General features: G+C 73.7%; 20 protein-coding genes. 4 read left to right on the forward strand and 16 right to left on the reverse strand.

Going from position 1 to position 25,722, the window contains the following annotated elements:
* Window positions 1-32: 32 nt before the first annotated feature.
* Both ACWCXH_RS21370 and ACWCXH_RS21375 read right to left on the reverse strand, forming a co-directional pair.
* Window positions 33-902, reverse strand: coding sequence for an ABC transporter permease (locus tag ACWCXH_RS21370; RefSeq protein ID WP_449803008.1), 870 nt, complete (start codon window positions 900-902; stop codon window positions 33-35).
* Window positions 892-1,716 (reverse strand): ABC transporter ATP-binding protein, encoded by an 825-nt coding sequence (locus ACWCXH_RS21375; protein ID WP_449803009.1) that lies wholly within the window; start codon window positions 1,714-1,716, stop codon window positions 892-894. Before ACWCXH_RS21375 ends, ACWCXH_RS21370 begins: the two co-directional genes overlap by 11 nt.
* 301 nt (window positions 1,717-2,017) lie before the next feature.
* Between ACWCXH_RS21375 and ACWCXH_RS21380 the strand changes: the two genes are divergently transcribed.
* Both ACWCXH_RS21380 and ACWCXH_RS21385 read left to right on the forward strand, forming a co-directional pair.
* Window positions 2,018-3,607: a sensor histidine kinase gene (locus ACWCXH_RS21380; RefSeq protein ID WP_449803010.1), complete on the forward strand. Its 1,590-nt coding sequence runs from the start codon at window positions 2,018-2,020 to the stop codon at window positions 3,605-3,607.
* Entirely contained in the window at window positions 3,607-4,296 is a 690-nt protein-coding gene (locus ACWCXH_RS21385; RefSeq protein ID WP_449803011.1) for a response regulator, read from the forward strand. The genes ACWCXH_RS21380 and ACWCXH_RS21385 overlap by 1 nt, the downstream gene beginning before the upstream one ends.
* 55 nt (window positions 4,297-4,351) lie before the next feature.
* Here the strand turns inward: ACWCXH_RS21385 and ACWCXH_RS21390 are convergent, their stop codons facing one another.
* The 6 genes from ACWCXH_RS21390 to ACWCXH_RS21415 form a co-directional block, all read right to left on the reverse strand.
* Window positions 4,352-6,040, reverse strand: coding sequence for a solute symporter family protein (locus ACWCXH_RS21390; RefSeq protein WP_449803012.1), 1,689 nt, complete (start codon window positions 6,038-6,040; stop codon window positions 4,352-4,354).
* Complete coding sequence (locus ACWCXH_RS21395; protein ID WP_449803013.1) at window positions 6,037-6,537, reverse strand: DUF485 domain-containing protein; 501 nt, start codon at window positions 6,535-6,537, stop codon at window positions 6,037-6,039. Before ACWCXH_RS21395 ends, ACWCXH_RS21390 begins: the two co-directional genes overlap by 4 nt.
* A 125-nt stretch (window positions 6,538-6,662) precedes the next feature.
* Entirely contained in the window at window positions 6,663-7,367 is a 705-nt protein-coding gene (locus ACWCXH_RS21400; RefSeq protein WP_449803083.1) for a response regulator, read from the reverse strand.
* A 5-nt stretch (window positions 7,368-7,372) separates the two neighbouring features.
* On the reverse strand, window positions 7,373-8,530 hold the full coding sequence (locus tag ACWCXH_RS21405) for a sensor histidine kinase (RefSeq protein WP_449803014.1): 1,158 nt from the start codon (window positions 8,528-8,530) through the stop codon (window positions 7,373-7,375).
* A 58-nt stretch (window positions 8,531-8,588) separates the two neighbouring features.
* Entirely contained in the window at window positions 8,589-9,074 is a 486-nt protein-coding gene (locus ACWCXH_RS21410) for a DUF1453 domain-containing protein (RefSeq protein WP_449803015.1), read from the reverse strand.
* Window positions 9,075-9,230: 156 nt separating this feature from the next.
* Complete coding sequence (locus ACWCXH_RS21415; RefSeq protein ID WP_449803016.1) at window positions 9,231-11,342, reverse strand: DNA gyrase/topoisomerase IV subunit B; 2,112 nt, start codon at window positions 11,340-11,342, stop codon at window positions 9,231-9,233.
* Window positions 11,343-11,881: 539 nt separating this feature from the next.
* Here ACWCXH_RS21415 and ACWCXH_RS21420 point away from each other — a divergent pair.
* Window positions 11,882-12,112 (forward strand): DUF7455 domain-containing protein, encoded by a 231-nt coding sequence (locus ACWCXH_RS21420; protein WP_238863936.1) that lies wholly within the window; start codon window positions 11,882-11,884, stop codon window positions 12,110-12,112.
* Window positions 12,113-12,288: 176 nt separating this feature from the next.
* Here ACWCXH_RS21420 and ACWCXH_RS21425 read toward each other — a convergent pair whose 3' ends face one another.
* The 7 genes from ACWCXH_RS21425 to ACWCXH_RS21455 all read right to left on the reverse strand — a co-directional run bounded on the left by ACWCXH_RS21425 (window position 12,289) and on the right by ACWCXH_RS21455 (window position 21,967).
* Window positions 12,289-13,191, reverse strand: a complete 903-nt coding sequence (locus tag ACWCXH_RS21425; protein WP_449803017.1) for a S1 family peptidase — start codon at window positions 13,189-13,191, stop codon at window positions 12,289-12,291.
* Window positions 13,192-13,390: 199 nt separating this feature from the next.
* Window positions 13,391-15,052, reverse strand: coding sequence for an RNA polymerase sigma factor (locus ACWCXH_RS21430; protein WP_449803018.1), 1,662 nt, complete (start codon window positions 15,050-15,052; stop codon window positions 13,391-13,393).
* A gap of 452 nt (window positions 15,053-15,504) precedes the next feature.
* On the reverse strand, window positions 15,505-16,437 hold the full coding sequence (locus ACWCXH_RS21435) for a FadR/GntR family transcriptional regulator (RefSeq protein ID WP_449803019.1): 933 nt from the start codon (window positions 16,435-16,437) through the stop codon (window positions 15,505-15,507).
* A gap of 108 nt (window positions 16,438-16,545) precedes the next feature.
* Window positions 16,546-17,451 (reverse strand): hypothetical protein, encoded by a 906-nt coding sequence (locus ACWCXH_RS21440; protein ID WP_449803020.1) that lies wholly within the window; start codon window positions 17,449-17,451, stop codon window positions 16,546-16,548.
* Window positions 17,452-17,454: 3 nt separating this feature from the next.
* Window positions 17,455-18,861: an ABC transporter ATP-binding protein gene (locus tag ACWCXH_RS21445; protein ID WP_449803021.1), complete on the reverse strand. Its 1,407-nt coding sequence runs from the start codon at window positions 18,859-18,861 to the stop codon at window positions 17,455-17,457.
* A 178-nt stretch (window positions 18,862-19,039) separates the two neighbouring features.
* Window positions 19,040-19,798, reverse strand: coding sequence for an NUDIX hydrolase (locus tag ACWCXH_RS21450; RefSeq protein ID WP_449803022.1), 759 nt, complete (start codon window positions 19,796-19,798; stop codon window positions 19,040-19,042).
* Between the two features lie 87 nt (window positions 19,799-19,885).
* Window positions 19,886-21,967 carry a glycogen debranching N-terminal domain-containing protein gene (locus tag ACWCXH_RS21455; RefSeq protein WP_449803084.1) on the reverse strand — a complete coding sequence of 694 codons (2,082 nt, stop codon included), beginning with the start codon at window positions 21,965-21,967 and terminating at the stop codon, window positions 19,886-19,888.
* A gap of 696 nt (window positions 21,968-22,663) precedes the next feature.
* On the opposite strand from ACWCXH_RS21455, the gene ACWCXH_RS21460 reads away from it, so the two are divergent.
* Window positions 22,664-23,977: an alpha/beta fold hydrolase gene (locus ACWCXH_RS21460; RefSeq protein WP_449803023.1), complete on the forward strand. Its 1,314-nt coding sequence runs from the start codon at window positions 22,664-22,666 to the stop codon at window positions 23,975-23,977.
* Between the two features lie 43 nt (window positions 23,978-24,020).
* Here ACWCXH_RS21460 and ACWCXH_RS21465 read toward each other — a convergent pair whose 3' ends face one another.
* Window positions 24,021-25,535: a DUF4192 domain-containing protein gene (locus ACWCXH_RS21465; RefSeq protein WP_449803024.1), complete on the reverse strand. Its 1,515-nt coding sequence runs from the start codon at window positions 25,533-25,535 to the stop codon at window positions 24,021-24,023.
* Window positions 25,536-25,722 lie beyond the last annotated feature (187 nt).

The raw sequence follows: 25,722 nt of genomic DNA on the forward strand, positions 1-25,722 counted from the left end.
GTGAGAGTGCCTCTCTGCTACGGACGAGGGGATCAGCGGCCGTCGCCCGCGTCGGCGGGCTTCCAGCGGAACAACTTCTTCTCGGCGAAGGTCAGCAGGCCTTCGGTCACGAGTGCGACGACGGCGAGGATCGTCATCGCGGCGTACACACCGGCCGCGTTGAAGGTGCCCTGCGCGGCGGCGACGAGCAGGCCGAGGCCCTTGGTGGCACCGATGTACTCGCCGACGATGGCGCCGATCAGCGCGAAGCCGAAGCTGACGTGCAGGCTGGTGAAGATCCAGGTGGTGGCGGCGGGGATGACGACCTGGAGGGTGACCTTGCGGTTGTCCGCGCCGAGGATGCGGGCGTTGGCGACGAGGTTGCGGTCCACCTCGCGGGCGCCCTGGAAGGCGTTGAAGAACACCGGGAAGAACACCAGCACCACGGCCGAGGCGACCTTGGAGGCCGGGCCGAGGCCGAACCAGATCAGGAAGATCGGCGCCAGGACGATGCGCGGGATCGCGTTGAGCACCTTGACGTAGGGTCCGAACACGTCGGCCAGGAAGCGGATCCGACCGAGCGCGATGCCGAGCAGCACACCGGCGACGACACCGATCACCCAGCCGGTGAGGGCCTCGTAGAGGGTGTAGCCGATCTGCTCGCCGAGCGAGCCCTGGGCGGTGCCGTGGGTGATCCACTGCCAGATCTGGTCCCATATCCTCGACGGCTGCGAGAAGTTGAACGGGTCGATGACGTCCGTCCGGGCGCACGCCTCCCACAGCCCCAGGAAGGCGAGGAGCACCGCGACCCGGGCACCGTGGACGCTCAACTTCCGCTTGCGGGCGGCCCGCTCGCGGGCCTCGGTTCTCGTCGTGGTGGCGGCCGGTGCGGTGGGCACGGCCGACGCGGTCTCAAGCGGCACGACCCGCTCCTCTCTCCCGGGTGATGCGCACCTCTTCGCCGAGCGAGGCCCATATCTCGCGGTACAGCTCGACGAACCTCGGTTCCAGCCGGACGGCCTCCACGGTGCGCGGTCGTGGCAGGTCGACGGTGAAGATCTCCTTGACGGTGGCCGGCCCGGCGGTCATGACGACGACGCGGTCGGCGAGCGCGATGGCCTCGTCGAGGTCGTGGGTCACGAAGACGACCGACGCCGCGTTGCCGGAAGAACTCGTGCCCGCCCACAACTCCAGCAGCTGGTCGGACATCAGCGCTCGGGTCTGCACGTCCAGCGCCGAGAACGGCTCGTCCATCAGCAGGATGTCCGGGTCGTTGACGAAGGTCTGGGCGAGCGCGACGCGCTTGCGCATGCCGCCGGACAGCTGGTGCGGGTAGCGGTCCTCGAAGGCACCGAGGCCGACCCGGCCGAGCCAGTCCCGGGCCCGTTCCTTCGCCTCTGCGGTGGGCACGCCGCGGAAGCGGGGGCCGGCCATGACGTTCGACAGGACGGTGCGCCAGGGGAAGACGGCGTCCTGCTGGAAGACGAACCCGACCCGGGGGTGGATCCCGCGGACCGGCTCCCCGTACACCCGGACCTCGCCCTCGGTGGGCTCCTCCAGGCCGCTGACCAGCGTCAGCGTGGTGGACTTGCCGCAGCCGGTCGGGCCGACGACAGCGACGAACTCGCCCTGGGCGACGGTCAGATCGAGATCGCGGACGGCGGTGTGCAGGGTCCCGGAGGGGGTGCGGAACCGTTTGGTCGCGCCGGTCAGCTCGATCGCCGGGGTCTTGCTCATGCCCGCACCTCGCTGCGCTCGGCGCTTGCTTCGCAAGGCCTGTCCTTGTTGATTCGCTCGCTTCGCTCGCTCATGTCGACCTCCCGGGTCAGTGCTTGCCCCGGAAAGGTAGGAGCGGGCCCGGCCCCGGCGGGAGCCTTCTCCGCGTAGTGCGACTTCTCCGCATTGAGGGGTGTTCTGCTCGTTTTGCTTCCGCTACAACTGCGAGGACGCGGTGACGCAGACACGCCGGAAACATAGGGTGTCCCGACCCCCGGTCCCGACCCCCACGTACCCCCACAGCCGCCGAGAGGAGGCCCGGATGAAGTTCCCCCGCTGGCCCCGCCGGGTCTTCGCGCAGCTGCTGCTCAGCCAGACCGTCGTCACCGTCGGTGTCACCGCCGTGACCGCCGGGCTGTTCCTCGCCCCGGTCAGCAACGAGCTCGACCACGACGCGATGCAGCGCGCCCTGTCCATCGCCCAGGCGACCGCCACCGACGAGGTGCTCGCCCGGGCCGCCGCCGCCCGCGACTGCGCCACGGCGCAGCACACCGCCGAACAGGTCCGCCTGTCCACCGGCGCGAGCTTCGTCGTGGTCACCGACCTGGACGGAATCCGGCTCTCGCACACCGATCCGGACCGGATCGGCCACCGGGTCAGCACCGACCCGGAGCCCGCGCTCAGCGGGCGCAGCGTCACCGCGATCCAGCAGGGCACCCTGGGGCGCACCGCGCGCGGCAAGGTGCCGCTGCGTCTCGCGGACGGGCGGATCGTCGGCGAGGTGTCGGTCGGCATCAGCGACGACTCGATCCGCCGCCGGCTGCTGAAGATGCTGACCGGGATCCTGTTGTGCGCGGGCGCCGGCCTGGCCGCGGGGACGGTCGCCACGCTCGCGCTGGCCCGTCGGCTCAAGCGCCGGACGCACAACATCGCGCTGGCCGACATCTCGGCGCTGCTGGTGGAGCGCGAGGCGATGCTGCACGGCATCCGCGAGGGCATGGTGGCGCTGGACGAACGCGGCCGGATCCGGCTGGCGAACGACGAGGCGGTGCGGCTGCTGGGCCTGCCCGAGGTCTGCACCGGCCGCCGGATCGACCAGGTGCTGCCGCCGGGCCGGCTGGCGGACGTGCTGGCCGGGCGGATCACCGGCCCGGACCTGCCGGCCGTCCGGGACGACCGGGTGCTGGTGGTGAACCGCATGACCACCGCCGAGGGAGGCGCCGTGGTGACGCTGCGCGACCGCACCGAACTGGAGTCGCTGGTCCGTGAGCTGGACACGACCCGCAGCCTCACCGAGGCCCTGCGCGCCCAGGACCACGAACACGCCAACCGGATGCACACCCTGCTCGGTCTGCTCGAACTCGGCCGCCACGAACAGGCGGTGGCATTCATCTCGGAGCAGTCCGGTTCGCACGCGGTGGTCGCGGCGCGGATCGCCGAACAGGTGCAGGACCCGCACGTGGCGGCGCTACTGGCGGGCAAGTCGGCCGTGGCGGGCGAGCGCGGGGTGCGGCTGGTGCTGGCCCCGGCGGCGCACCTGCCGGACGCGGTGGTGGACGCGCGGGCGCTGGTGACGGTGCTCGGCAACCTGATCGACAACGCGGTGGACGCCCTGGGCGGGGGCGGCCGGGTGGACGTCAGCCTGGCCGCAGCGGGCTCCACGCTGCTGCTCCAGGTCGCCGACAGCGGCCCGGGCGTGCCGGAGGAGCTGCGCGAGCAGGTCTTCGAGGAGGGGTGGAGCAGCAAGGACGCGCCCGCGCACCGTCCGCGCGGGCTGGGGCTGGCGATGGTGCGGCGGCTGGTGGAGCGCACCGGAGGCCGGATCGTGCTCGACGCGGGGCCGCTGGGCGGCGCCCGGTTCACGGTCGAGCTGCCGGAGGCCCTGCTCACCGCTCGGCACGTGGAGGCGTGATGATCGACGTACTCGTGGTGGACGACGACTTCCGGGTCGCGGACGTGCACGCCGCCTACGTGGCGAAGGTGCCGGGCTTCCGGGTGACGGGCACGGCGCACTCGGCCGGGGAGGCGCTGGCCGCGCTGGAGCGCCGCCCGGTGGACCTGCTGCTGCTCGACCACCACCTTCCGGACGAGACGGGCCTGGCCCTGGTGCGCCGACTGCGGGAGCGGCAGGTGGCGTGCGACGTGATGATGGTGACGGCCGCCCGGGACGTGTCGACGGTGCACGCGGCGATGCAGCACGGCGCGCTGCAGTACCTGGTCAAGCCGTTCACGTTCGCCGGGCTGCGCGAGAAGCTCTCGGCGTACGCGCAGCTGCGGCACGCGCTGGCCGGTCCGGCGGCGCGGGAGGCGGGCCAGGACGAGGTGGACCGGCTGTTCGCGACCTTGCGCAGCGCGACGGCCCCGGCCGGCGCGCTGCCGAAGGGGCATTCGGCGCCGACGACGGACCTGGTACTCGGGGTGCTTCGGCGGGCGGGCCGACCGCTGTCCGCGCAGGAGGTGGCCGACGAGACCGGGCTGAGCCGGTCGACGGCGCAGCGCTACCTCAAGCAGCTGGAGCGGAACAGCCGCCTGCGGCTGACGCTGCGCTACGGCGACACCGGACGGCCGGAGCACCGGTACGGGCTGGCCGCCCGTCCCTGAGCACGGGGGAACCCCGGCGGCCCCAGGACCGCCGGGGTTCCCCGGGGGGCGCGGCTCAGGCCGCACCCGCACCGGTGAGGGCACGCACCTCCAGCTCGGCGAAGCAGTCCGCATCGGCCGGTTCGGGCGACGTGAGCGCCCCGATCCAGCCGGCCAGGAAGCCGAGTGGGATGGAGATGATGCCGGGGTTCTCCAGCGGGAACCAGTGGAAGTCGACGCCGGGGAAGAGCGCGGCCTTCGTGCCGGAGACGACCGGCGAGAAGGTCACCAGCACGATGGCCGGGACGAGGCCGCCGTACACCGACCAGACCGCGCCGCGGGCGGTGAACCGCCGCCAGAACAGGCTGTAGAGCAGCACCGGCAGGTTGGCCGAGGCCGCGACGGCGAAGGCCAGGCCGACCAGGAAGGCGACGTTCAGCTGCTGGGCGAAGAGGCTGATCGCGATCGCCACCGCGCCGATCACGACGGCGGCGATCCGCGCGACGACGACCTCCTGGCGGTCGCTCGCGGGCTCCTCAGTCCGCGGCGCCCCGTCGTCCGCCCGCCGGCGCAGCGTCCGGCCGCGGAGGGCGCCGGCCCAGATGTCGTGGGCGAAGGCCGCCGAGGAAGCCAGGGTGAGCCCGGCGACGACGGCGAGGATGGTGGCGAAGGCGATCGCGGAGATCAGCGCGAACAGCAGCACCCCGCCGGTGCTGCCGTTGCCGCCGCCGAGCACCAGGGCGAGCAGCGGAACGGCGGTGTTCCCGGCCGGGTTGGCGTTCCGCACCTCCTCCGAGCCGACCAGGGCGCTGGCGCCGAGGCCGAGCGCGATGGCCATCAGGTAGAAGCCGCCGACCAGGCCGATCGCCCACATTGTGGAGCGGCGGGCGGCCCGGGCGGTGGGCACGGTGTAGAAGCGGGACAGGATGTGCGGCAGGCCGGCGGTGCCGAGCACCAGGGCGAGGCCGAGGCTGAAGAAGTCGAGCCGGCTGGTGAAGGTCGCGCCGTACTTGAGCCCGGGTTCGAGGTAGCGCCGTCCGGCGCCGCTGTGCCGGGCGGCCTGGCGCATCAACTCGCCGACGTCGCCGTGGTAGTGGACCATCAGCAGCACGGTGAGCAGCACCGACCCGGCGGTCAGCAGGAACGCCTTGACGATCTGGATCCAGGTGGTGGCCCGCATGCCGCCGATCGTCACGTAGACGATCATCAGGCCGCCGACCGCGACGATGGTCCAGGTCCTGGCCGACGCGCTGTTGGTGCCGAGCAGCAGGGCGACCAGCGAGCCCGCGCCGACCATCTGCGCGACCAGGTACAGCAGGGTGACGACGACGCTGGCGCCGCCGGCCGCGGCCCGGACCTTGCGCTGGCGCAGTCGAAGCGCGAGCACGTCGGCGAGGGTGTAGCGGCCGGCGTTGCGGACGAGTTCGGCGACCAGCATCAGGACGACCAGCCAGGCGACCAGGAAGCCGATGCTGTAGAGCACGCCGTCGTAGCCGTAGAGGGCGATCAGCCCGGCGACGCCGAGGAAGGAGGCGGCGGAGAGGTAGTCGCCGGAGAGCGCGAAACCGTTCTGCAGCGGGGTGAAGTCCCGCCCGCCGGCGTAGAAGTCCTCGGCGGCGCTGCCGCGGCGCCCGACCCAGAGGGTGATGCCGAGGGTGACCAGGACGATGACGGCGAAGAGCGCGATCGCGAGGTCGTGGTGGTCGCCGGTGGGGACGACGGGGGGCTGGGTGGCGGTGGTGGTCACGGCCGTCGTGGTGGTCATCGCAGCTGGTCCTGGGTGTCCCAGCGCAGGCCCAGGGCGGCGCGGTCGCGCTTGGTGCGGGCGTTGCGGGCGTAGAGCCAGGTGAGCAGGAACGTGCTGGCGAACTGCAGCAGGCCGAGCAGCCAGGCGACGTTGAACGGCCCGGCCACCGGGGTGCGCATCAGGTCGGGCGCGGCGGCCTGGGCGGCGACGTACGCCAGGTACCAGGCGAGGGACGCGCTGCTGACCGGGAAGACGAACGACCGGTAGCTGCGGCGGATGTCCTGGAAGGCGCCGCTGCACTGGATCGTCCGGTACACCTCGGTGCTGTCCGTGGTGGTGGCCGGTGCGGCGGCGGGGGCGGGCTGCGTGGGCACCGCGTGGTCCGTCCGGGTGGAGGCCGACCGGGTGACCGGGTCCGGCCGATCGGACGTGGTGGGCGCGCTCGTGGCGGCCGGAGCGGCCCACCAGTCGAATCGCTGCCCCTGCCCGGGACTGCTCGTCTGCTGCTGTGGCACTGCTGCTCCTGAACCGGCGGGCACTCTGACCCGACCCATGATGAGGGCCTCTGAGCAGCGACTTTGACCATTGCAGATGCGTTCACTCGATGAGGTGATCGATCATCCGACATACACTCATCCGACTACTGCTGCATACCGGTGATTCCGTGTCGAAACGCGTACGCGACGGCCTGCGCCCGGTCCCGCACGGCGGTCTTCGCGAACAGGTTGTTGATGTGCGTCTTCACGGTGGCCGGGCTGACGAACAGCCGCTGGGCGATCTCGGTGTTGGAGAGTCCCTCGGCGATCAGCGCCAGAACCTCCGCCTCGCGGGCGGTCAGCCCGTCCGGCAGCTCCGCCGTCCGGGCGGCGGGCTGTGCGGGGGCCGGTCCGGGCGCCGCCGGGGATGCCTTCGGGGCCTCCGAAAGCCGTTCCAGCAGCCGGAGTTGGACCTGCGGCGAGAGCCCGGCCGCGCCCGAGCGCACGTCCGCGATGGCCCGGACGATCTCCTCGCCGCCGGCGTCCTTGGTGAGGTAGCCGCGCGCCCCCGCCTGGAGCGCCGGGAACAGCGAGTCGTCGTCGGCGTAGGTGGTCAGCACCACGACCTCGGTCTCCGGATGCGCCGCCCGGATCCGCCGGGTCGCCTCGACGCCGTCGACGCGCGGCATCCGCAGGTCCATCAGCACCACGTCCGGGTGATGCCGCTCCACCAGGGCGACGGCCTCCTCGCCGTCCGCCGCCGCGCCGACCACCTCGATCCCGGGCAGCAGCCCGAGCAGCATCACGATGCCCTCGCGCACCACCGTCTGGTCGTCCGCGACCAGCACCCTCGTCGTCCCGGCGCTCATACCGGTCATGCCGGCACCCGCAGCAGCACGCGCCACCCTCCGTCCTCCGGGCCCGCCAGCAGGGTGCCGCCGAGCAGTTCCGCGCGTTCGCGCATCCCCAGCAGACCGTACCCGCTGCCGCTCGCCGCCAGTTCCCCGGGCGCTTCGCCGCGCGGCGACTCGGAGTTGCGCACCTCCAGCTCCACCGCGTCCGGCAGGTACCGCAGTTCGACCTCGCACCGGGCACCCGGCGCGTGCTTGCGGACGTTGGTCACCGCCTCCTGCGCGGTGCGCCGCACCGCGAGCGCGACCTCGGCGGCGAGCGGCCGGGGCGCGCCGACGACGCCGAACACCGCCCGTTCACGCCCGGTCAGTTCGACCAGGAAGTCCCCCACAGGGGTGAGTTCGCCGCGCAGCGCGGACAGCGCCTGCCGGGTCTCGGCCAGCCCGTCCTGCGCCATCCGCCGGGCGGCGACGACGCGTTCGCGGATCCGCTCGCGGTCGGTGCCGGCGTCCAGCATCAGCCGGGCCGCCTCCAGGTGGACGAGCTGCGCGGAGAGGCTGTGGGCGAGCACGTCGTGGATCTCCCGGGCGATCCTGGCCCGTTCGGCGAGCGCCGCGCTCTGCGCCTCGGCGGCCCGGGCGGCCCGCTCCTGCGCGAGCAGCCGACGGGCGGTGCCGCGGGCCTCGATGTCCAGCCGCAGCAGGAAGCCGAGCAGGCCGAGACCGACGACCGACGACACGACGCTGAGCCAACTCGCCCAGCTGGCCGCGGTGTACGACCCCAGCGCGGCCACCGCGACGAGGACGGCGGGCGCGGGCGGCAGCCGGACCAGCGCCATCACGGCCAGCCCGAGCCAGGTGATGTCCGCCAGCATGTACGCGCCGCCCCAGTTGGCCAGCCACGCGAGGCCGATCAGGGCGACGGCCAGGGCGAGCGAGGGCACCAGCCGCTGCGCCCGGCTGGTGTGCAGGTAGGCCGTGCTCAGCCCCACCATCGCGACCAGCCCGCCGGCCGCGGCCGCCGCCGCCCAGCCCTCGAAGCGGCCGCCGGCGAACGTCCCCCAGGTGGCGCTGACGACCAGCACGATCCGCCCGAGCACGGTGAGGACCCGCCGCGGGCCGCTCTCGGCCTCGCGCTCCAGTCCCTCGCGGGACGGCCAGCGGGTCCAGTACCCGGTCACGGATGCCTCCTCGGGGATGCCGTACACGGTGACGGCTCGAACATGGCGGTGGGGGCGGTCAGCCGACGGCGACGGTCTGCCGGGGCAGCTCCATGGTCCGCGCCCTCCAGTTCACCACGAGCGACCGGACGAGGAGCATGACCGCGAGGCCGAGCATCAGCGCGCTGCTCGCCTGGTGGACGTGCATCGCCGAGCCGATCCCGTACAGGCCGAGCCGAATGGCGATCATGCCGACCCAGGCGGCCACCGTGGCCTTGGTGCCCTTGGCCCAGACCGAGCCGTCCTCGGCCTGCCGGAGCCGGACGGTCCAGCCCCAGACGGAGCCCATGGCGAGCACCGCCACCAGCGAGCAGGCGAGCAGGACGGCGGAGACCGCCGCGTGGTCGTGGTCGATCAGCTGCGGGTCGCGCACCGCGAGCACGCCGAGGATCAGCGGCAGCAGCCAGAAGCGGCGCTGGGTGTCCAGGCGCCGGGCGCGCATCTGCCGCTGGACCACCAGGACCAGTACCGCGGTGATCACGACGATGTTGACGAGGGCGGTCATCGGACTCTCCGTCCAGACGGGAGGCTTCGTGCTGACCTCTCCGACGCTACGGATCCGGCACCGCCCGGTGATCGGAGCCGGGGTGGACCGGGGGTGGAACCGGCAGCGCGAGGGCCCTCCACCCGTGGGTGGAGGGCCCTCGCGCGTACGGGCCGGTCAGGCGTCGATGCGGGAGCGGTCCAGGGTCGCCGCCGAGTCCACGATGAACTCCTTGCGCGGGGCGACGTCGTTGCCCATCAGCAGGTCGAAGATCTTCTCGGCCTGTTCCAGGTCGCCCAGGTTGATCCGGCGCAGCGTGCGGTGGCGCGGGTCCATGGTGGTCTCGGCCAGCTGGTCGGCGTCCATCTCGCCCAGACCCTTGTACCGCTGCACCGGCTCCTTCCAGCGCATCCCCTTGCGCTGGAACTCCAGGAGCGTGGAGCGCAGTTCGGCGTCGGAGTAGGTGTAGTGGTACTTCTCCTGGCCGCGCTTGGGGTTGGTGAGCTCGATGCGGTGCAGCGGCGGCACCGCGGCGAACACCCGGCCCTGCTCGACCATCGGCCGCATGTAGCGGTGGAAGAGGGTCAGCAGCAGGGTGCGGATGTGCGAGCCGTCGACGTCGGCGTCGGCCATGAAGATGACGCGGCCGTAGCGGGCCTGGTCGATGTCGAAGGTGCGGCCGGAGCCGGCTCCTATGACCTGGATGATCGCGGCGCACTCGGCGTTCTTGAGCATGTCGCTCACCGAGGCCTTCTGGACGTTGAGGATCTTGCCGCGGATCGGCAGCAGCGCCTGGAACTCGGAGTTGCGGGCGAGCTTGGCGGTGCCGAGCGCGGAGTCGCCCTCGACGATGAAGAGTTCGCTGCGGTCGACGTCGTCGCTGCGGCAGTCGGCGAGCTTGGCCGGCAGCGAGCTGGTCTCCAGCGCGGTCTTGCGGCGCTGGGCCTCCTTGTGCTGGCGCGCGGCGACCCGCGTGCGGGCGGCGGCGACGACCTTCTCCAGGACGGCCCGGACCTGGAGCTTGTCGTCCTTCTTCGTCGAGGTGAGGAAGGCCTTGAGCTCCTTGGCGACGACCGCGGCGACGATCCGGTTGGCCGCCGAGGTTCCGAGCACCTCCTTGGTCTGGCCCTCGAACTGCGGCTCGGCGAGCCGGACGGTGACGACGGCGGTGAGGCCCTCGGTGGCGTCGTCCTTGGTGATGTCGTCCTCGGCCACGCGCAGCAGCTTGGTGGCGCGCAGCACCTCGTTGACGGTCTTGGCGAGCGAGCGCTCGAAGCCGGTGACGTGGGTGCCGCCCTTGGGGGTGGCGATGATGTTGACGAACGAGCGCAGGGTGGTGTCGTAGCCGGCGCCCCAGCGCAGCGCGATGTCCACGCCGAGCTGGCGGGTCACCTCGGTGGGGGTCATGTGACCGAGCTCGTCCAGGACGGGCACGGTCTCCTTGAAGGTGCCCTCGCCGCGCAGCCGCAGGATGTCGCAGACCGGCTTGTCGGGGGCCAGGAACTCGCAGAACTCGGCGATGCCGCCGTCGTAGCGGAAGACCGTTTCCTCGATCTGCTCGCTCTCGGTGAGGCGCTCGTCACGGACGACGATGGTCAGGCCGGGGACGAGGAAGGCGGTCTGCCGGGCCCGGCTGTGCAGGTTCTCCAGCGAGAGCCTGGCGTCCTTGAGGAAGATCTGCCGGTCGGCCCAGTAGCGGATCCGGGTGCCGGTGCGGGTCCTGGGCACCTTGCGGGCCTTGGTCAGACCGTTGGCCGGCTCGAACGGCGCGTCCGGGCTGGTCTCGGTGAAGATGCCGGGGGTGCCGCGGCGGAAGCTGATCGCGTGGGTGTGGCCGCCGCGGTCGACCTCGACGTCCAGGCGGGCGGAGAGCGCGTTGACGACGGAGGCGCCGACGCCGTGCAGACCGCCGGAGGCCGCGTAGGAGCCGCCGCCGAACTTGCCGCCGGCGTGCAGCTTGGTCATCACGACCTCGACGCCGGACAGCCCGGTCTTGGGCTCGACGTCGACCGGGATGCCGCGCCCGTTGTCGCGGACCTCGACCGAGGAGTCCGGGTGCAGGACGACCTCGATGCGGTCGCAGTAGCCGCCCAGGGCCTCGTCGACGGAGTTGTCGATGATCTCCCACAGGCAGTGCATCAGGCCGCGGCTGTCGGTCGAGCCGATGTACATGCCGGGGCGCTTGCGGACCGCCTCCAGGCCCTCCAGGACGAGCAGGTGCCGAGCGGTGTAGTTGGAGCCGTCGTCACCGGCCAGCAGTGCGGACGGCACGGTCGTTTCGGCACTCACGCGGCACTCTCCTCGGTGAAGTTCTGTCTCATCGGTCACATCCGGAACACGTCCGGACCGTCCGCCAGTGCAGCACACCGCACCGACAGCCGTCGCCCGGCGTGTGCGCACCCCTGCGCCGGGTGCCCAGCACGGCGGGCCGGTCCCGCGCAGCTTGTACGCGCTGCGCGAACAAGGACCGGGCTGGAGTCCGGAGCTCCGGGACGCCATCTCCTCCCGGTACCACCGGTCCTGGCGGATCGTGGGGTCCGGCGCAGGCTCCGGAACTGCCGTTATGCAGGCTACCGGGGCCTGGGACGGGGCTTATGCTCCAACCCGGCAGAGGATTATGCTACGCGGACCTCGGACCCGGTCCCGATCGGGCGTTCGAGGGACGGGCGGATCCTGGGATCCGGTACGCATGAACCACCGGCCCCCGGGGCACGTCCTCATCAACACAGCAGAATCCTCAGAGAAGAAAAGCCACGAGCGGGAACGTTTTCGGCCTGGTTGGATGTTGACCCTGGTACGACAGCTCGTCGAGCTAGAGAAGAGGCGACGTGACTACTGTTCTGACACCTGCGAGCCCGCTGACCGCGGCTGACCGCTGCGACCGCTGCGGCGCCCAGGCCTACCTGCGCGTCGTACTCGCCAGCGGCGGAGAGCTGCTCTTCTGCGCCCACCACGGCCGGAAGTTCGAGCCCGAGCTCAAGAAGATCGCCGTTGAGATACAGGACGAGAGCGGCCGTCTGACCAGCACCACCGCGACGGCCACCGACGACGAGCGCTGATCCCGGGCGCCTCACCAGCAGCCAGCGTCGAGCTGTGTCCGGTCGCGCACCACGCGCGACCGGTGGGCCGGGCGATCGACCCCTCCGGGGCCGGTCGCCCGGCTCTGCTGTTCGCCGAGGAGGCCCGCCACTCCCGATGGAACGTCAGAACGTGACCAGGAGGTCACGTTCCGGCGTCACAGCGCCGAGCGCACCGTGTCCGAGAAAGCGGCGATCCTCGTGTACACCCCGGGGTGGTGCGCCTCCGCGCAGCCCGTCCCCCAGGAGACCAGGCCGGCCAGTCGCCCACCGATGACCAGCGGACCGCCGCTGTCGCCCTGGCAGGCGTCCTTGCCGCCCTGCTCCTCCTCGCCCGCGCACACCATGGCCCGGGCGTCGAACTTCCCGTCCGACCCGCCCGGGTAGTCGCGCGCACACACCTGGTCCGCGACGACCGGCACGTCCACCGTGCGCAGCGTGGCCGAGTAGTTACCGCGCCCCGTGCTGTCACCCCAGCCGAACACCTGCGCCCTGGTCCCGGCCGCGTACGGGTCGGTCTCGCCCTGGCCGAGCAGGTCGATCACCGGCCGCGCCCCCTGGGACTCGCCGAGCGTGACCACGGCCACGTCGTTCGTGTTGGTGGACCAGTTGTAGTCGGGGTGGATCCAGACCTTCTTGACCGGCACCTCGCGGCCGGCCGCCCCGCGCAGGTCGTCCCGGCCGATGATCACCCTGAGGCCCGGTCGGTCGACCCGGACACCCTTGGGCTCGTCGAAGAAGCAGTGCGCGGCCGTCACCACCTTGGTCGCGGTGACCAGCGCTCCCCCGCAGAACTGGCCGGAGCGCCCGGGGCCGAACTGCTGCCGGCTGCCCAGCGCGACCACCCATGGGAACTCCGCGGTGCTCACCACTGCGCCGCCGACCACCCTGCGCTGGGCCTCGGCGGGCGCGGCCGGGCCGAAGGCGACCAGCGGGACGGGAACCGCGGCCAGCAGCACCAGCACGGCGGCCCGCTTTCGGCGGCCCAGCCGGGCGGCGGCCGGGCTTGCCGGGGGCGGGGCGGCGGTCGTCAGGTCCGCGCGGTCCGGGTTGGGCAGCACCGTTTCTCCAGGTGGCTCGGCAGCAGGCAACCGGCACAGCGTAGGCGATCGACTACACTGTGCGACCGCTTCTCGCCGGACGGCCACCCGGACGAGCGACAACAGACACTCGGACGGTGACGAACCCCGCCCCGACGGCCGAGAAGGCCCGGAGCCGTGGGGCTCCGGGCCTTCTCAGAGGTGCTTCACTGCCGTCGGATCAGTCCAGGTAGTCGCGCAGCACCTGGGAGCGCGACGGGTGGCGCAGCTTCGACATGGTCTTCGACTCGATCTGGCGGATGCGCTCACGGGTGACCCCGTACACCTTGCCGATCTCGTCGAGGGTCTTCGGCTGACCGTCCGTCAGGCCGAAGCGCATCGACACGACGCCGGCCTCGCGCTCGGACAGGGTGTCCAGCACCGAGTGCAGCTGCTCCTGGAGCAGGGTGAAGGAGACCGCGTCGGCCGGCACGACCGCCTCGGAGTCCTCGATCAGGTCACCGAACTCGCTGTCGCCGTCCTCGCCGAGCGGGGTGTGCAGCGAGATCGGCTCGCGGCCGTACTTCTGGACCTCGATGACCTTCTCGGGGGTCATGTCGAGTTCCTTGGCCAGCTCCTCCGGGGTGGGCTCGCGGCCTAGGTCCTGGAGCATCTGGCGCTGGACGCGGGCCAGCTTGTTGATGACCTCGACCATGTGCACCGGGATGCGGATGGTGCGGGCCTGGTCGGCCATGGCGCGGGTGATCGCCTGGCGGATCCACCACGTGGCGTAGGTGGAGAACTTGTAGCCCTTGGTGTAGTCGAACTTCTCGACCGCGCGGATCAGACCGAGGTTGCCCTCCTGGATCAGGTCCAGGAAGAGCATGCCGCGGCCGGTGTAGCGCTTGGCCAGCGAGACCACGAGGCGGAGGTTGGCCTCCAGCAGGTGGTTCTTGGCGCGGCGGCCGTCCTCGGCGATGATCTCCAGCTCGCGCTTGAGCTTGGGGGCGAGCTTGTCGGCGGCCGAGAGCTTGTCCTCGGCGAACAGGCCGGCCTCGATGCGCTTGGCGAGCTCGACCTCCTGCTCGGCGTTGAGCAGCGGGACCTTGCCGATCTGCTTCAGGTAGTCCTTGACCGGGTCGGCGGTGGCGCCGGCGACGGCGACCTGCTGGGCCGGCGCGTCGTCCTCGTCGTCGTCGGAGAGGACGAAGCCCTCCGACTCCTCCTCCGGGCCGGTCTCGGCCTCGGCACCGGCCTTGTCGCCGGGCAGCGCGACGTCGTCGAGCAGTTCCTCGTCGCCGAGCAGCTCGTCCTCGGCGCCCTTGGCGGCCTTGGCGGTGGCGGTCTTCTTGGCGGCGGCCTTCTTGGCCGGCGCGGCAGCCTTCTTGGCCACGGCCTTCTTTGCCGGGGCGGCCTTCTTCGCCGGGGCCGCCTTCGCCTCGGCGACGACCGTGGTCGTCCCCTCGACGGTGATCTCGGCGGACACGGTGGGCGCCGGTGCCGCGGCGGCGGCCGCCACGGCCGGGGCCGCGACGGGGGCGCCGGGCGCGATGCGCACGGGCGGCTTGGTCGGGGCCGACGGAGCAGCCGGGGTCCGGGTGGTGACAGCCTTGGTGGCGGTGCGCTTCGTGGGGCTCTTGGCGGCAACGCTCTTGCGCTTGGCACCGGCCGGCTCGGCCGCGCTCACCATGAGGTCCACCCCCTCCTCAATCAGCACCTGATTGAGGCTGCGCATGACGTTCTTCCACTTGGTGACCGGGATCTGGTCCGCCTCGAACGCCTGGCGCACGTCGTCACCGGCGATCTGCCCCTGGGCCTTGCCCCGCTCGATGAGCGCCAGCAGAGCCGCGGACTCGGCGATCTCGGGGGGAAGCGAACGGGATGTGCTGGCCGACACGAACAACCTCTCGGACGATGAGTGGACTCGAACCCGTACCGGCCGCCCGAGCGGGCGGGGAAGGAGATCGCGCGTCGGACGCGCGGTGTCGATTCCGACCGACTCGGGCTTGAGGACAGGGTTTGCAGGACGGCAGCAGCGCCGCGGACCAGCACAGCCATCTGGCGCGCTGGAGTATTCCGGAGCTGCTTCCGCTCAGGACACATCGCTGCTACTCGTCAAGTGTTACGCATGGCCTTCGTGTCGCGGGTCACACCGCTCGGCGACCGCGGCCCGGGGCCGGACTCCATCATCGCGCACTCGCGCCGGAGTCTTCTGCCATGGACATGTTGCCCAGACTGGGAGCTCTTCCGAAAAGCCCTGCCGGGAGTCGTTCCGGGCGTCCAGCAGGACGGCCCTCCGGCTGCACCGGACGGTGCGACCGGAGGGCCGTGGGCGGGCGGACCGAACCAGACAGCTCAGTGCTCCCGGGGAGCCGGGACGGACGGCTCGATCTCGGGATGGACGGTGAGCAGCGACCGCATCGCGGCCTCGCCCGCGGTGCCGTCGCCGGTACCGAGCGCGTCCACCAGCCGGGCGTGCAGGCTGACCGAGGCCTCGGAGGGCCGCTCGCACGAGGTGGCCGGTCCGCCCGAGACCTGGAGCGCGCAGGAGACGATCCCCGAGAGGTGCTCCAGCATCCGGTTGCCCGCCATCTGCAGGACGAGGCCGTGCAACTCGGCGTCGGCCCGGGTGTAGGTGGAGAGGTCGGCCTGGGCGGCGGCGTGGCCCATGATCTCGACCAGCTCGACCAGGCGCTGCTGGACGTCCTCACGGCCGTGGCCGGCGGCCAGCCGGGCGGCCAGCGGCTCGATGGCCCAGCGCAGCTCGAAGAGCTCCCGGCGCTGCTCGTCCCGTTGGGGGCCGAAGGCGCGCCACTCGATGATGTCCGGGTCGAGCAGGTTCCAGTCGCCGACCGGGCGGACCCGGGTGCCGACGTTCGGCCGGGCGCTGACCAGGCCCTTGGCCTCCAGTACGCGCAACGACTCGCGGACGACCGTACGGGAGACCTCGAAGCGCTGCCCGATCTCCTCGGGCACGAGCGGGCGGTCGGCGCCGAGGTCGCCGGAGACGATCATCTGGCCGAGCTGCTGGACCAGCTGGCCGTGCAGGCCGCGACCGCGGCTGCTGGTGGTCTTGCGGCCGACCCGGGCGAGCTCGGACTCGGCGCCCTCCCAGCGGGGCGCCGGCGGGGTCGGCCGGTCGGCGTACGAGAAGCGGTCCAGGTCGCCGGGGCCGTGGACGGGCCCTTCGGCGGAACGGGCGGGGGTCATGGTGGGGTGCGCAAGGGTACTCACAGGTCCTTTGTCGGCGATCGGCAGGCGCAGCTTGAGAATTCTCGTGAAAAGCACACGAAAGGGTGATCGACCGTGACTGGATAATTGACTTCTTATCAGGAAGAACCACGCAATACGGTCACTGCTGGTCGATCTTGATGGTTCGGGGCGGCGACCCGGGAATCAGAACGCGCGACGGCGGGTCTGGACCGCCAGGGCCGCCACCAGCAGGACGGCCGCCGGGGCGGCCGCCGCCGCGAGGAGCGCCGGGTCCGTCAGCGCCGCGCCGCCGGGCGCCACCCGCCGGGCGCCACCGTAAACCCACCCGTACGCCCACTCGACGCCGGACTGGAACGGCAGCAGTTCGGCCATCCGGGTCGGCCACGGCGTGCCGGTCTGCCGCAGCAGCAGCGCCACGCCCGACTCCAGCAGGGCCGGCAGCGCGCACAGCAGCAGCACCCCGGCGGTGGCACTGCGGGTGAGCGAGGCCGTCAGCACGCCGGTCCAGCCCGCCACGACCGTCAGCACGACGAAGGCCAGCAGGGCGCCCGGCACCCCGTGCCCCGCGACCAGGGCCGCCGGCGCGAACGCCCCCGGCAGGTCGGCGAGCCGGGACAGCCCGGCGGATGCCAGTGCCCCGGACACCCGGCCGGACAGCGCGGACGGGTCCGCCCAGGCCGCCACCGTCACCCCGGCGGGCAGCGCGAGGTGCACGGCCACCGTGTCCACCAGCAGGGTGGCCAGCGCCAGCAGCCCGGCCACCGGGCCGATCACCAGCAGCTTGGCCACCAGCAGTCGCACCCGGCGCAGGCACGACACGTACGAGCCCGGCAGCCCCGGGTAGCTCACCTCGTGCCCGTACGCGAGGGCACCCAGCACGCCGGCCCCGAGCGCCGCGAACGGCAGCGGGAGCAGCGGGACGGCCGCGGTCAGCAGCCGCACCCCCGCCGGGCCGGACAGCGGGCCCTCGGGCCGCTGGCTCGCCAGGACGGCGGCCACGACGGCGTCGCAGAGCAGCACGGCGGCGAGGAGCAGCCAGGTGGAACGGAGGCCGCGCAGCCGGCGCAGCTCGTAGGCCAGGACGCGCACGGTTCACTCGCTCCGGTGGTCGTCGGGGGTGGTGGGGATCGCGGAAGCGGCCGGGGTGACGGCCGGGGTAGCGGTCGAGGTGACAGCCGGGGGCCCGTTCGGCGTCAGCCGGCCGAGCCGGACGGTGTCGTCGGACGGCAGGGTGCCGGCCGGAGCGGCGGGACCGTCCCGGTAAAGCCGGCCCTGGGCGACGGTCGGAGCGGTGCTGTCGGCGGCGCGGGGCTCGGGCCGGGGCACGAGCGTGGGCACGGGCGCGGGCCTGGGCGCGGGCGCGGGCCTGGGCACGGACTCGGGCTCGTGCGGGGGCTCGGGCTCGTGCGGGGGCTCGGGGGAGAGCTCATGCAAGGGCTCACGGGAGGCCTCGGCGACAGCGAGGGCGGTCGCGACGGGCAGGGCTTGGGTGGGGAGCGCGGCGTCGTCCTGGGACTTCGGGGCGGCCGGTTCGGCCACCGACCGCGGCTGCGCGGCGGACTTCGGCTGCAGGTGGATCTGGCCGGAGCGGCCCGAGGAGACCGTCAGGGCGGCCTTCGGGGCGGGCTGCTCGACCACCCGGTCCGCCAGCTCGTGCAGCAGGATGCCGTGCCGGTAGGCGAGTTCGCCGATCTCGGTGCGTTCGATGCCCGCCACGGCGAGACCGGCGCCGCCGTCCCGGCGCACCTGGGCACCCTGGCTCACCAGGAGGTCGGCGAGGCGCGCCATCTGCGGTCCGCGGACGGCTACTTCGGGGCTGAGCCGGGTGCGGCGGAACTCCGCCACCGGCTGGTCCGCCACCAGCTGGCCCTGGTCCAGCGTGATCACGCGGTCGGCCAGCAGGGCAGCCTCCTGCGGGGTGCGGGTGGTCACCAGGACCGTCCCGCCCGCGACGGCGAACGAGCGCAGGAAGGAGTGGAACCACTCCACGTTGCGCGGGGACAGGCCCTCGGTCGGCGCGTCCAGGAGGAGCGTGCCGGGGTCGCCCAGCAGCGCGACCGCCAGCGCCAGCCGCCGGTGCATGCCGGGCGAGAAGGTGCGCAGCCGCTGCCCGGCGACGGTGGCCAGCCGGGTCTGCTCCAGCAGTTCATCGGCGCGCCCGGCGGGCACGCCGACGGCCGCGGCGAGCATCAGCAGCTGGCCGCGCGCGGTGCGGCCCGGGTGGCCGGCCACGGCCGCCGCCGCCTCCCCCGGCCCGGGCAGCAGCACGCCGACCTCGCGCTCGGGGCGGCGCAGACGGCGGTAGGTGCGGCCGTCGAAGAGCGTGACACCATGACCCCGTTCGAGTTCGAGCATCAACCGCAGCGCGGTGGACTTGCCGGAGCCCTCGGGGCCGAGCAGCGCCGTCACGAGGCCGGGCCTCGCGTCGAAGGTCAGGTCCAGCACGGCCGGCGGAACGCCCTTGCCGCGAACCTTGGTCAGTCCGGTGATCTGGATCATCGCTGCCTGCTCCCATGCCCTCGACCGGCCCCGCGCCAGCACATTAGGGGTCGGCGAAGGAGATTCCGGGCATTACGGGAGCGGCACGGGCCTGCGGGCCACCCACCTCACCCGATCAGGGGACAATCCGATCCTGCGGTTCCCGGCCGCGCGGGCCCAGGCACGGGGGCACGCGACCTCAGGACTCCGGGCGGAGCATGGGCGGGTTGAGCACGGTCGCGCCGCCGGCGGTGAACAGCTGGGCCGGGCGGCCGCCCTGACGGGTCGTCGTGCCACCGGAGGGCAGCAAAAAACCGGGGGTGCCGGTGACCTTGCGATGGAAGTTCCGCGGGTCCAGGGCCACGCCCCAGACCGCCTCGTAGACCCGCCGCAGCTCGCCGACGGTGAACTCGGTCGGACAGAAGGCGGTCGCGAGCGAGGAGTACTCGATCTTGGAGCGGGCGCGCTCGACCCCGTCGGCGAGGATCAGTCCGTGGTCGAAGGCGAGCGGAACCCCGTCGGCCGGGCTCTGCCCGAGCAGTTCGGCGACCGGCGCCCAGCGGGCGCTGCTGGCGTCCCCGCCCGCCCGCGGTGTCGGCAGGTCGGGAGCGAGGACGAGGTACGCGACGCTGACCACCCGCATCCGGGGATCGCGCTGCGGGTGGCCGTAGGTGGCGAGCTGCTCCAAGTGGGCGCCGGCCGCGCCCGGGCCCGCCGCGTCGTGCCCGGGCGCGGAGTGCGCCCGCAGCCCGGTCTCCTCGGCCAGCTCGCGCGAGGCCGCCTCGGCCAGCCCTTCGTCCGGCCGCACGAACCCGCCGGGCAGCGCCCAGTACCCCTGGAACGGGGGCTCCCCTCGTCTCACCAGCAGGGCGCACAGCGCATGGTCGCGCACCGTCAGCACCACCAGGTCAACCGTGACAGCGAACGGGGGGAAGGCCGACGGGTCATAGCGCGACATGGCGACGATCATAGTCGTCTCTCTGACGATAAGCACAGGCCCGTGTACAACCCGTGCCCGTGGTCCGCGGGCGGGCCGGGGCAGGGATCAGCGCGCCACCAGCTGGAGGTCCGCGGGCGCCTCCTCGACCATCGCCACGCCGATCCGGCTCACCCTGACGGAGAAAGGCTCGCCGGACACCCGCAGGTTGGTCAGTTCCAGCTCTCCGAGGGGGGCCGTGCTGGCCGGGCGGACCTTGACCCGGCCACCGGGGACGTCCGGGCGGACCCCGGCGAGGGCGAAGACCGCGTGGGCGGCCCCGGCGGCCGAGACCGCCGCCGGGCGGCACGCCGCCGGGTGCGGGACGGGCGGGCAGCCGGGGATGCGCTGCTCTCCGGCGTACATCTCGGGCACGCGGCCCTCGAAGTGGACGGCCGCGGCGAGCAGGCCCTCCAGTAGGGTGCCGGCCTCGTTCTCGTGGCCGGCCTCGGCGAGCCCGGCGATCGCGAGGGCGGTCTCGTGCACCCGCACGGCACCGCTCCGGTGGCCCAGCGGGTTGAAGCGGGGCGACTTGGCGCTGAGGGTGCGCAGACCCCAGCCGCTGTCGAGCTCCGGGGCCACGAGCCGCTGGGCGAGCAGCCGGGTCTGCTCGCGGTCCAGCAGGCTCTCGTGGCGACCGCCGTCGACGGCCAGGCCGGTGTCGAGCAGGTGGACGAAGGAGGAGACGACGGCCGGGAGCGGCTGACCATCCGGGCCGAGGCCCGCGGCGGGGCGGCCGCCGAAGAGGTCGTCGATCCAGAACCGCTCGCGGAAGCGGCCGCGCAGCCCGGCGGCCCAGCCGCGCCACTCCTCGGCGCCGGGGCGGCCGAAGGCCTCCAGGAGCTCCGCGCCGTGCAGGGCGGCGCGGTGCGCCTGGGCCTGGACCTCCGCGCGGGCGGCCACCGGGTGGGCGGCACGGTCCTCCACCGGGCGGCTCAGGTCGGTGACGAAGCCGTCGACCAGGCCCTCGCGGAGGGCGTCGAGGGCCCGCTCGGCGGCCGGGAGCAGGTCCGCGACCTCGGCCCTGGGCAGGCCCCAGCGCCAGGCCTCGGCCAGCACCGTGACGAACAGCAGGGTGGCCTCGGTGGCGGTGCAGGTGGGCGGCAGCTCGGGGCCGCCGTGCCGCAGGGCGCCGGGCAGCAGCCCCTCGGTGCGGCCGGGGGCCGGGGTGAGCTGCTGGCGCCGGGCCAGGGCTCGCAGGGTGCCGGCGGCGAGCCGGGTGCCGAGCGGGAGCGTCAGCCGGGCGGCCCAGAGCGCGTCGGCCGGGGCGAGGCCGAAGCGCCAGGGTGCACCCGAGGCCGGGTAGAGGTCGGTCGGGCGGTCCGGGTCGGCGAACAGCAGGCCGCCGAGGGCGTCGAGGGAACGGGCGACCAGCAGCGCCGCGCGGGGGTCGTCGCTGCGCACCTCCGGTTCGGACCAGGGCAGCGGCACGCCGGTACCGCGGCCGCCGGGCGGACGCGGGCCGGGCACGGTGCTCTCCAGTTCGGCGCGCAGCTCGACCGACCAGCGCGCGCCGGGCTGCACCTCCAGGTCCCAGCGGAGCACTCCGGCACCGGCGAGGACGGCGTGCGGGGACGGCTTGGCGGCGACCACGGCGCTGTGCGCCGGGCCGGCCCAGCGCAGGCCGGCGGACTGCACCTGCCCCGGCAGGTCCGGCGAACGGTGCCCGGCGGCGATCTCGCCGACCGGGCCGAGGTCGGTGCCGAGCGCGATCTCCAGCGGGAGCCGGGCGGGCCGGGCGCCGGTGTTGCGCACGATCACCGTCTCCAGGCCGTCTGCGTGGCGCAGCCGCTCGACGGTGAGCGCCGGGTCCGGGTCGAGGTCGCCGGGGAGGCGGACGGCGCCGAGGAAGCGGGCCTCGGCGGCGCTGGTCGGGGTGCCCTGGAGGGGCAACGGCTCCATGCCGCCGAGGCGCAGCTCCATCCGGGCGAGGACCCGGACGCCGTTGCGGTAGAAGCCGTGCAGCCCATGCCCGCGCAGCTGGCCGTCCGGGCCGGAGGCGGCCATCCCGGGGGCCTTGACGCAGAGCACCGCGTGGTGGACGGCGGCGGGCTGCGGCCGGGGCGGGCCCGCCGGGACGTGGTCGGGACGGCCGACCGGTCTCGGCGCGCCGACCACGCTCTCGGCCGGCACGGCCTGGGGCGGCCTCATGGCGGTCACCGGACTCTCCTCCCCTCGGCGGTCCGGTGGCCGGGTCAGGCCGGTGGGCCGCGAGCATGCTCGATCGCGTGCTGATGGTGCCGAGCCGGCGGGGTGTCCCGTCGGCGGGTGTGCCGTGTCTGGCCGTACCCGGTGCCGGGCCGTGCCATGCCGTGCGCGGTACCGGGCCGGTACCGGCGCGCCGGGTCTTCGCGCCGGGCACGTCGGTGTGCCCGGCCCGTCGTCAGGTCGTGCGCCCCGGCACGCCGGTGACGCCCTCTCCCCGCGGCCCGCCGCCCTGGCCTGGCGCTCGCGCGCGGCGGCCGGGCGCGGTGCCGTGTGCGGACGCTCGCGGTCCGGTGCGCGGGGGCGCCGGTGCGGCGCGGATCCCGCCGCGGTGCGCACACAGGGCCCCCGGAGTCAACGTCGCACACCGGCCCCAGGTCACGCCCGCCCGGAGCTCGGGGCTCCGGCGCACCGGGACCCGCAGCGCCCGGGTGGCCGCTGTCGGGCCGTCACCGACGGCCCCGGCGGCGAACCGCGTGGTCCCGGCGTCGGCCGGTCCCGGGCGCGCCCCGGCAAGGAGCGCAGCTGTCGAACCGGTGCCCGATCGCGGCCAGGATACGGTGCGGAGGTCGCGGCGCCCGCACCCGGTGACACCGTGAACGGCGACGTGACCGCTGTGACCTGCAGAGACCGAGGAGTTGTATGTCCACCGCCAGCCGGCTGCCCGGGATTGTCACGACCGACCACGTCTTCCAGCTCCCGCTCGACCACGCCACCCCGCAGGGCGAGCAGATCGCGGTGTACGCCCGCGAGGTGGTGGCCGCCGGCCGCGAGCGGGACGACCTGCCCTGGCTGCTCTTCCTCCAGGGCGGCCCCGGCGGCAAGGCGGCCCGCCCGCTCGGCCGGGACGCCTGGCTGGACCGGGCCCTGGACGACTACCGGGTGCTCCTGCTCGACCAGCGCGGCACCGGGCGCTCAACGCCCGCGACCCGGCAGACCCTCGCCCGGCGCGGCGGCGCCCGGGAGCAGGCGGACTACCTGGCACACTTCCGCGCGGACTCGATCGTGCGCGACGCCGAGCTGATCCGCCACCGCCTGCTCGGCGCGGACCGGCGCTGGAGCGTGCTCGGCCAGAGCTTCGGCGGTTTCTGCACCCTCACCTACCTCTCGATCGCCCCCGAAGGCCTGACCGAGGCCTTCATCACCGGCGGCCTCGCCGGCCTGCGGAGCTCGGCGGACGACGTCTACCGGGCCGCCTACCCTCGGGTGGTCCGCAAGAACGAGGGCCACTACGCGCGCTTCCCGCAGGACGTCGAAGCGGTGCGGCGGATCGCCGCGCACCTCGCCGCCGCCCCGGCGACGCTGCCCGACGGCGCTCTGCTCACCGTCGAAGCCTTCCAGTCGCTCGGGATGATGCTGGGCGGCGGCAGCGGCTCCGGCGCCCTGCACTACCTGCTGGAGGAGGCCTGGGTGGAGGGTCCTACCGGGCCCGAGCTCTCCGACACCTTCCTGTACGGCGTCCAGGCCAGGATCTCCTTCGCCGAGGGCCCGCTGTACGCGGTGCTGCACGAGTCGATCTACGGCCAGCGGTCGGTGGACGGGGGCGGCACCGTGTGGTCGGCCGAGCGAATCCGCAAGGAGTTCCCCGCATTCGACGCCCGGGCCGCGCTGGACTCGGACGCCCCGGTGCTGTTCACCGGGGAGATGATCTACCCCTGGATGTTCGACACCGACCCGGCGCTGCGGCCCTTGAAGGAGGCCGCGGACCTGCTGGCCACCCGGAACGACTGGCCCGATCTGTACGACCCGCAGCGGCTGGCCGCCAACGAGGTGCGCGTCGTGGCGGCCGTCTACCACGACGACATGTACGTGGACACCGCCGACTCGCTGGAGACCGCCCGCGCGGTGCGCGGCCTGCGGACCTGGATCACCAACGAGTGGGAGCACGACGGCCTGCGGGTGAGCGGCGGCAAGGTGCTGGACCGCCTGATCAAGATGGCGCGCGGCGAGGTGTAGCCGGCCCCGGCCCCGGGAAGCCCGCGGCGGGCGGGCGAGGACGTCAACGCGCATGGCGGGCTCCCCTGGCCGACCGCCGGGTACAGCGGTGCGCGCCGCCCGCGACCGGCACCGCGGTCCGGGCGCAGGCCCGACTCCGGCCGAGCCGCAGGCTCCCGGAGGACCGCTCGCCCGGGCGGCGGCCCGGCTCCGGGAGCAGGGCGACCGGCCCGGACCCCTCCGGTTCCGGCGCGGCCTCGACGGCGCCACCGGGAGCACCGCCCGTCGGTGCCGGGCCGGTGACCGAGCCCGCCCGGCGGCCGCCCCTGCGGCGGCGCCTGGCCGTCGTCGGCTTGCTCTCCCCTCCGCGGGATCCGCCCGGCGCCTCGCCGGGAGCCCCGTCCGGGGCCACGGCCGGGCCGGCGGGCTCCTCGACGGCCGGTTCCGGCGCCGCCGGGCGCTCACGTGCCTCCTGTGCCTCCCGTGCCTCCCGGCGCAGCCGCTGGCCCTCGACGGCCGCGAGCAGTGCCTCCGGTGTCATGCCGTCGTTGAGCGACTCGTGCAGCAGATCGGCCAGCAGGTAGGACGGGTCGAGGTCGAGCGCGCGACCGAGCACGACCCGGGCCGTCGCGGTGTCTCCCGCCACCCAGGAGGCCCAGGCCAGCAGGGTGAGCGGGGCCACCGCACAGCTCTCGTGGGGCGGCACGGCGCGCCGGGCGAGGAAGCGCCAGAGCCGCTCGGCGGGCGCCAGCTCCGCAGGCCGGACGTACTCGGCGCCGCGGTCCCGGGTGAACCGGTCCCGGAGGGCGACCAGCAACTGCGCCGCCCGGTCCTCGTCGAGCTCGCGGGCACCGGCCGCGAACTCGGCGAAGGCCCGGTCGAGCAGGGCGCCCCCCGGCTCCGGCGGATCGGCCGCCTCGGCCCGGGCGAGGGCCGCGCGCTGGGCGTCGGCGCCCGGCGGCCCGATCGGGGCCAGCCCGGCGATGATCGCCTTCCGGCTGCCGCGCGGGGCGAGGCCGGCGAACGTCGCCGCGGCGGCGGCCGGTCCCGGGGCGGGGGCACGGCGGATCGGGTTCCCCGCCGAATCGCAGCAGCCGTCCCGGCGGCAGAGGAAGGACCACCAGCGGCCGTCCGAGACGCACAGCGACTCCTTGACCGGCACGCCCCGGCGGGCGAACGCGGCCCGGAGGCCGTCGGCCAGGGGCCGCAGGCCGTCCACCGCAGGCGGCCCGTGCCCCGGGACGGGATCCTGGCAGAGGTAGAGGAGCACCTGGATCGGGCGGCTGCCGCGCTGCTCGGAGACGTCGACGAGAAGGGCCGCCGTCTCCTCCGCCGCGGCCGGCCACTGCGCGCGGGACGCGGGGATGTCCGCCCGGAGCACCCCGCCCTGGTGGAGGTCGGGGCCGTGCAGACCGACGGCGACAATGCTGTCGTCGGGGAAGAACCCCAGGAGGTAGGGCAGCAGCTCGGCCATGTCGGCCGGGCCGCGCATGGTGACCGGCCGGTGACCGGAGGCCGGGCCGAGGGAGAGCGTCACGTGGTCGTTGTTCACGGCGTTGTCGTTGTTCATGGCGTTCATGACCGGAAGAGTGCCGCACCCCGGAATCCCCGTCGGACTTTTGTTTTTTCCTGTGGACAACTCCGTGCCGAAATTCCGCTTCCCTCGTTCGGAGCAGGCCACCACCACTCTCCCGGGGGATATTTGACAGCCGTTCAACCGAAGAGCGGATGACATACACCTCCGCTCCACCTTTCTCCCCGCCCCG

The sequence above is a fragment of the Kitasatospora sp. NPDC001660 genome (genome assembly GCF_053596725.1).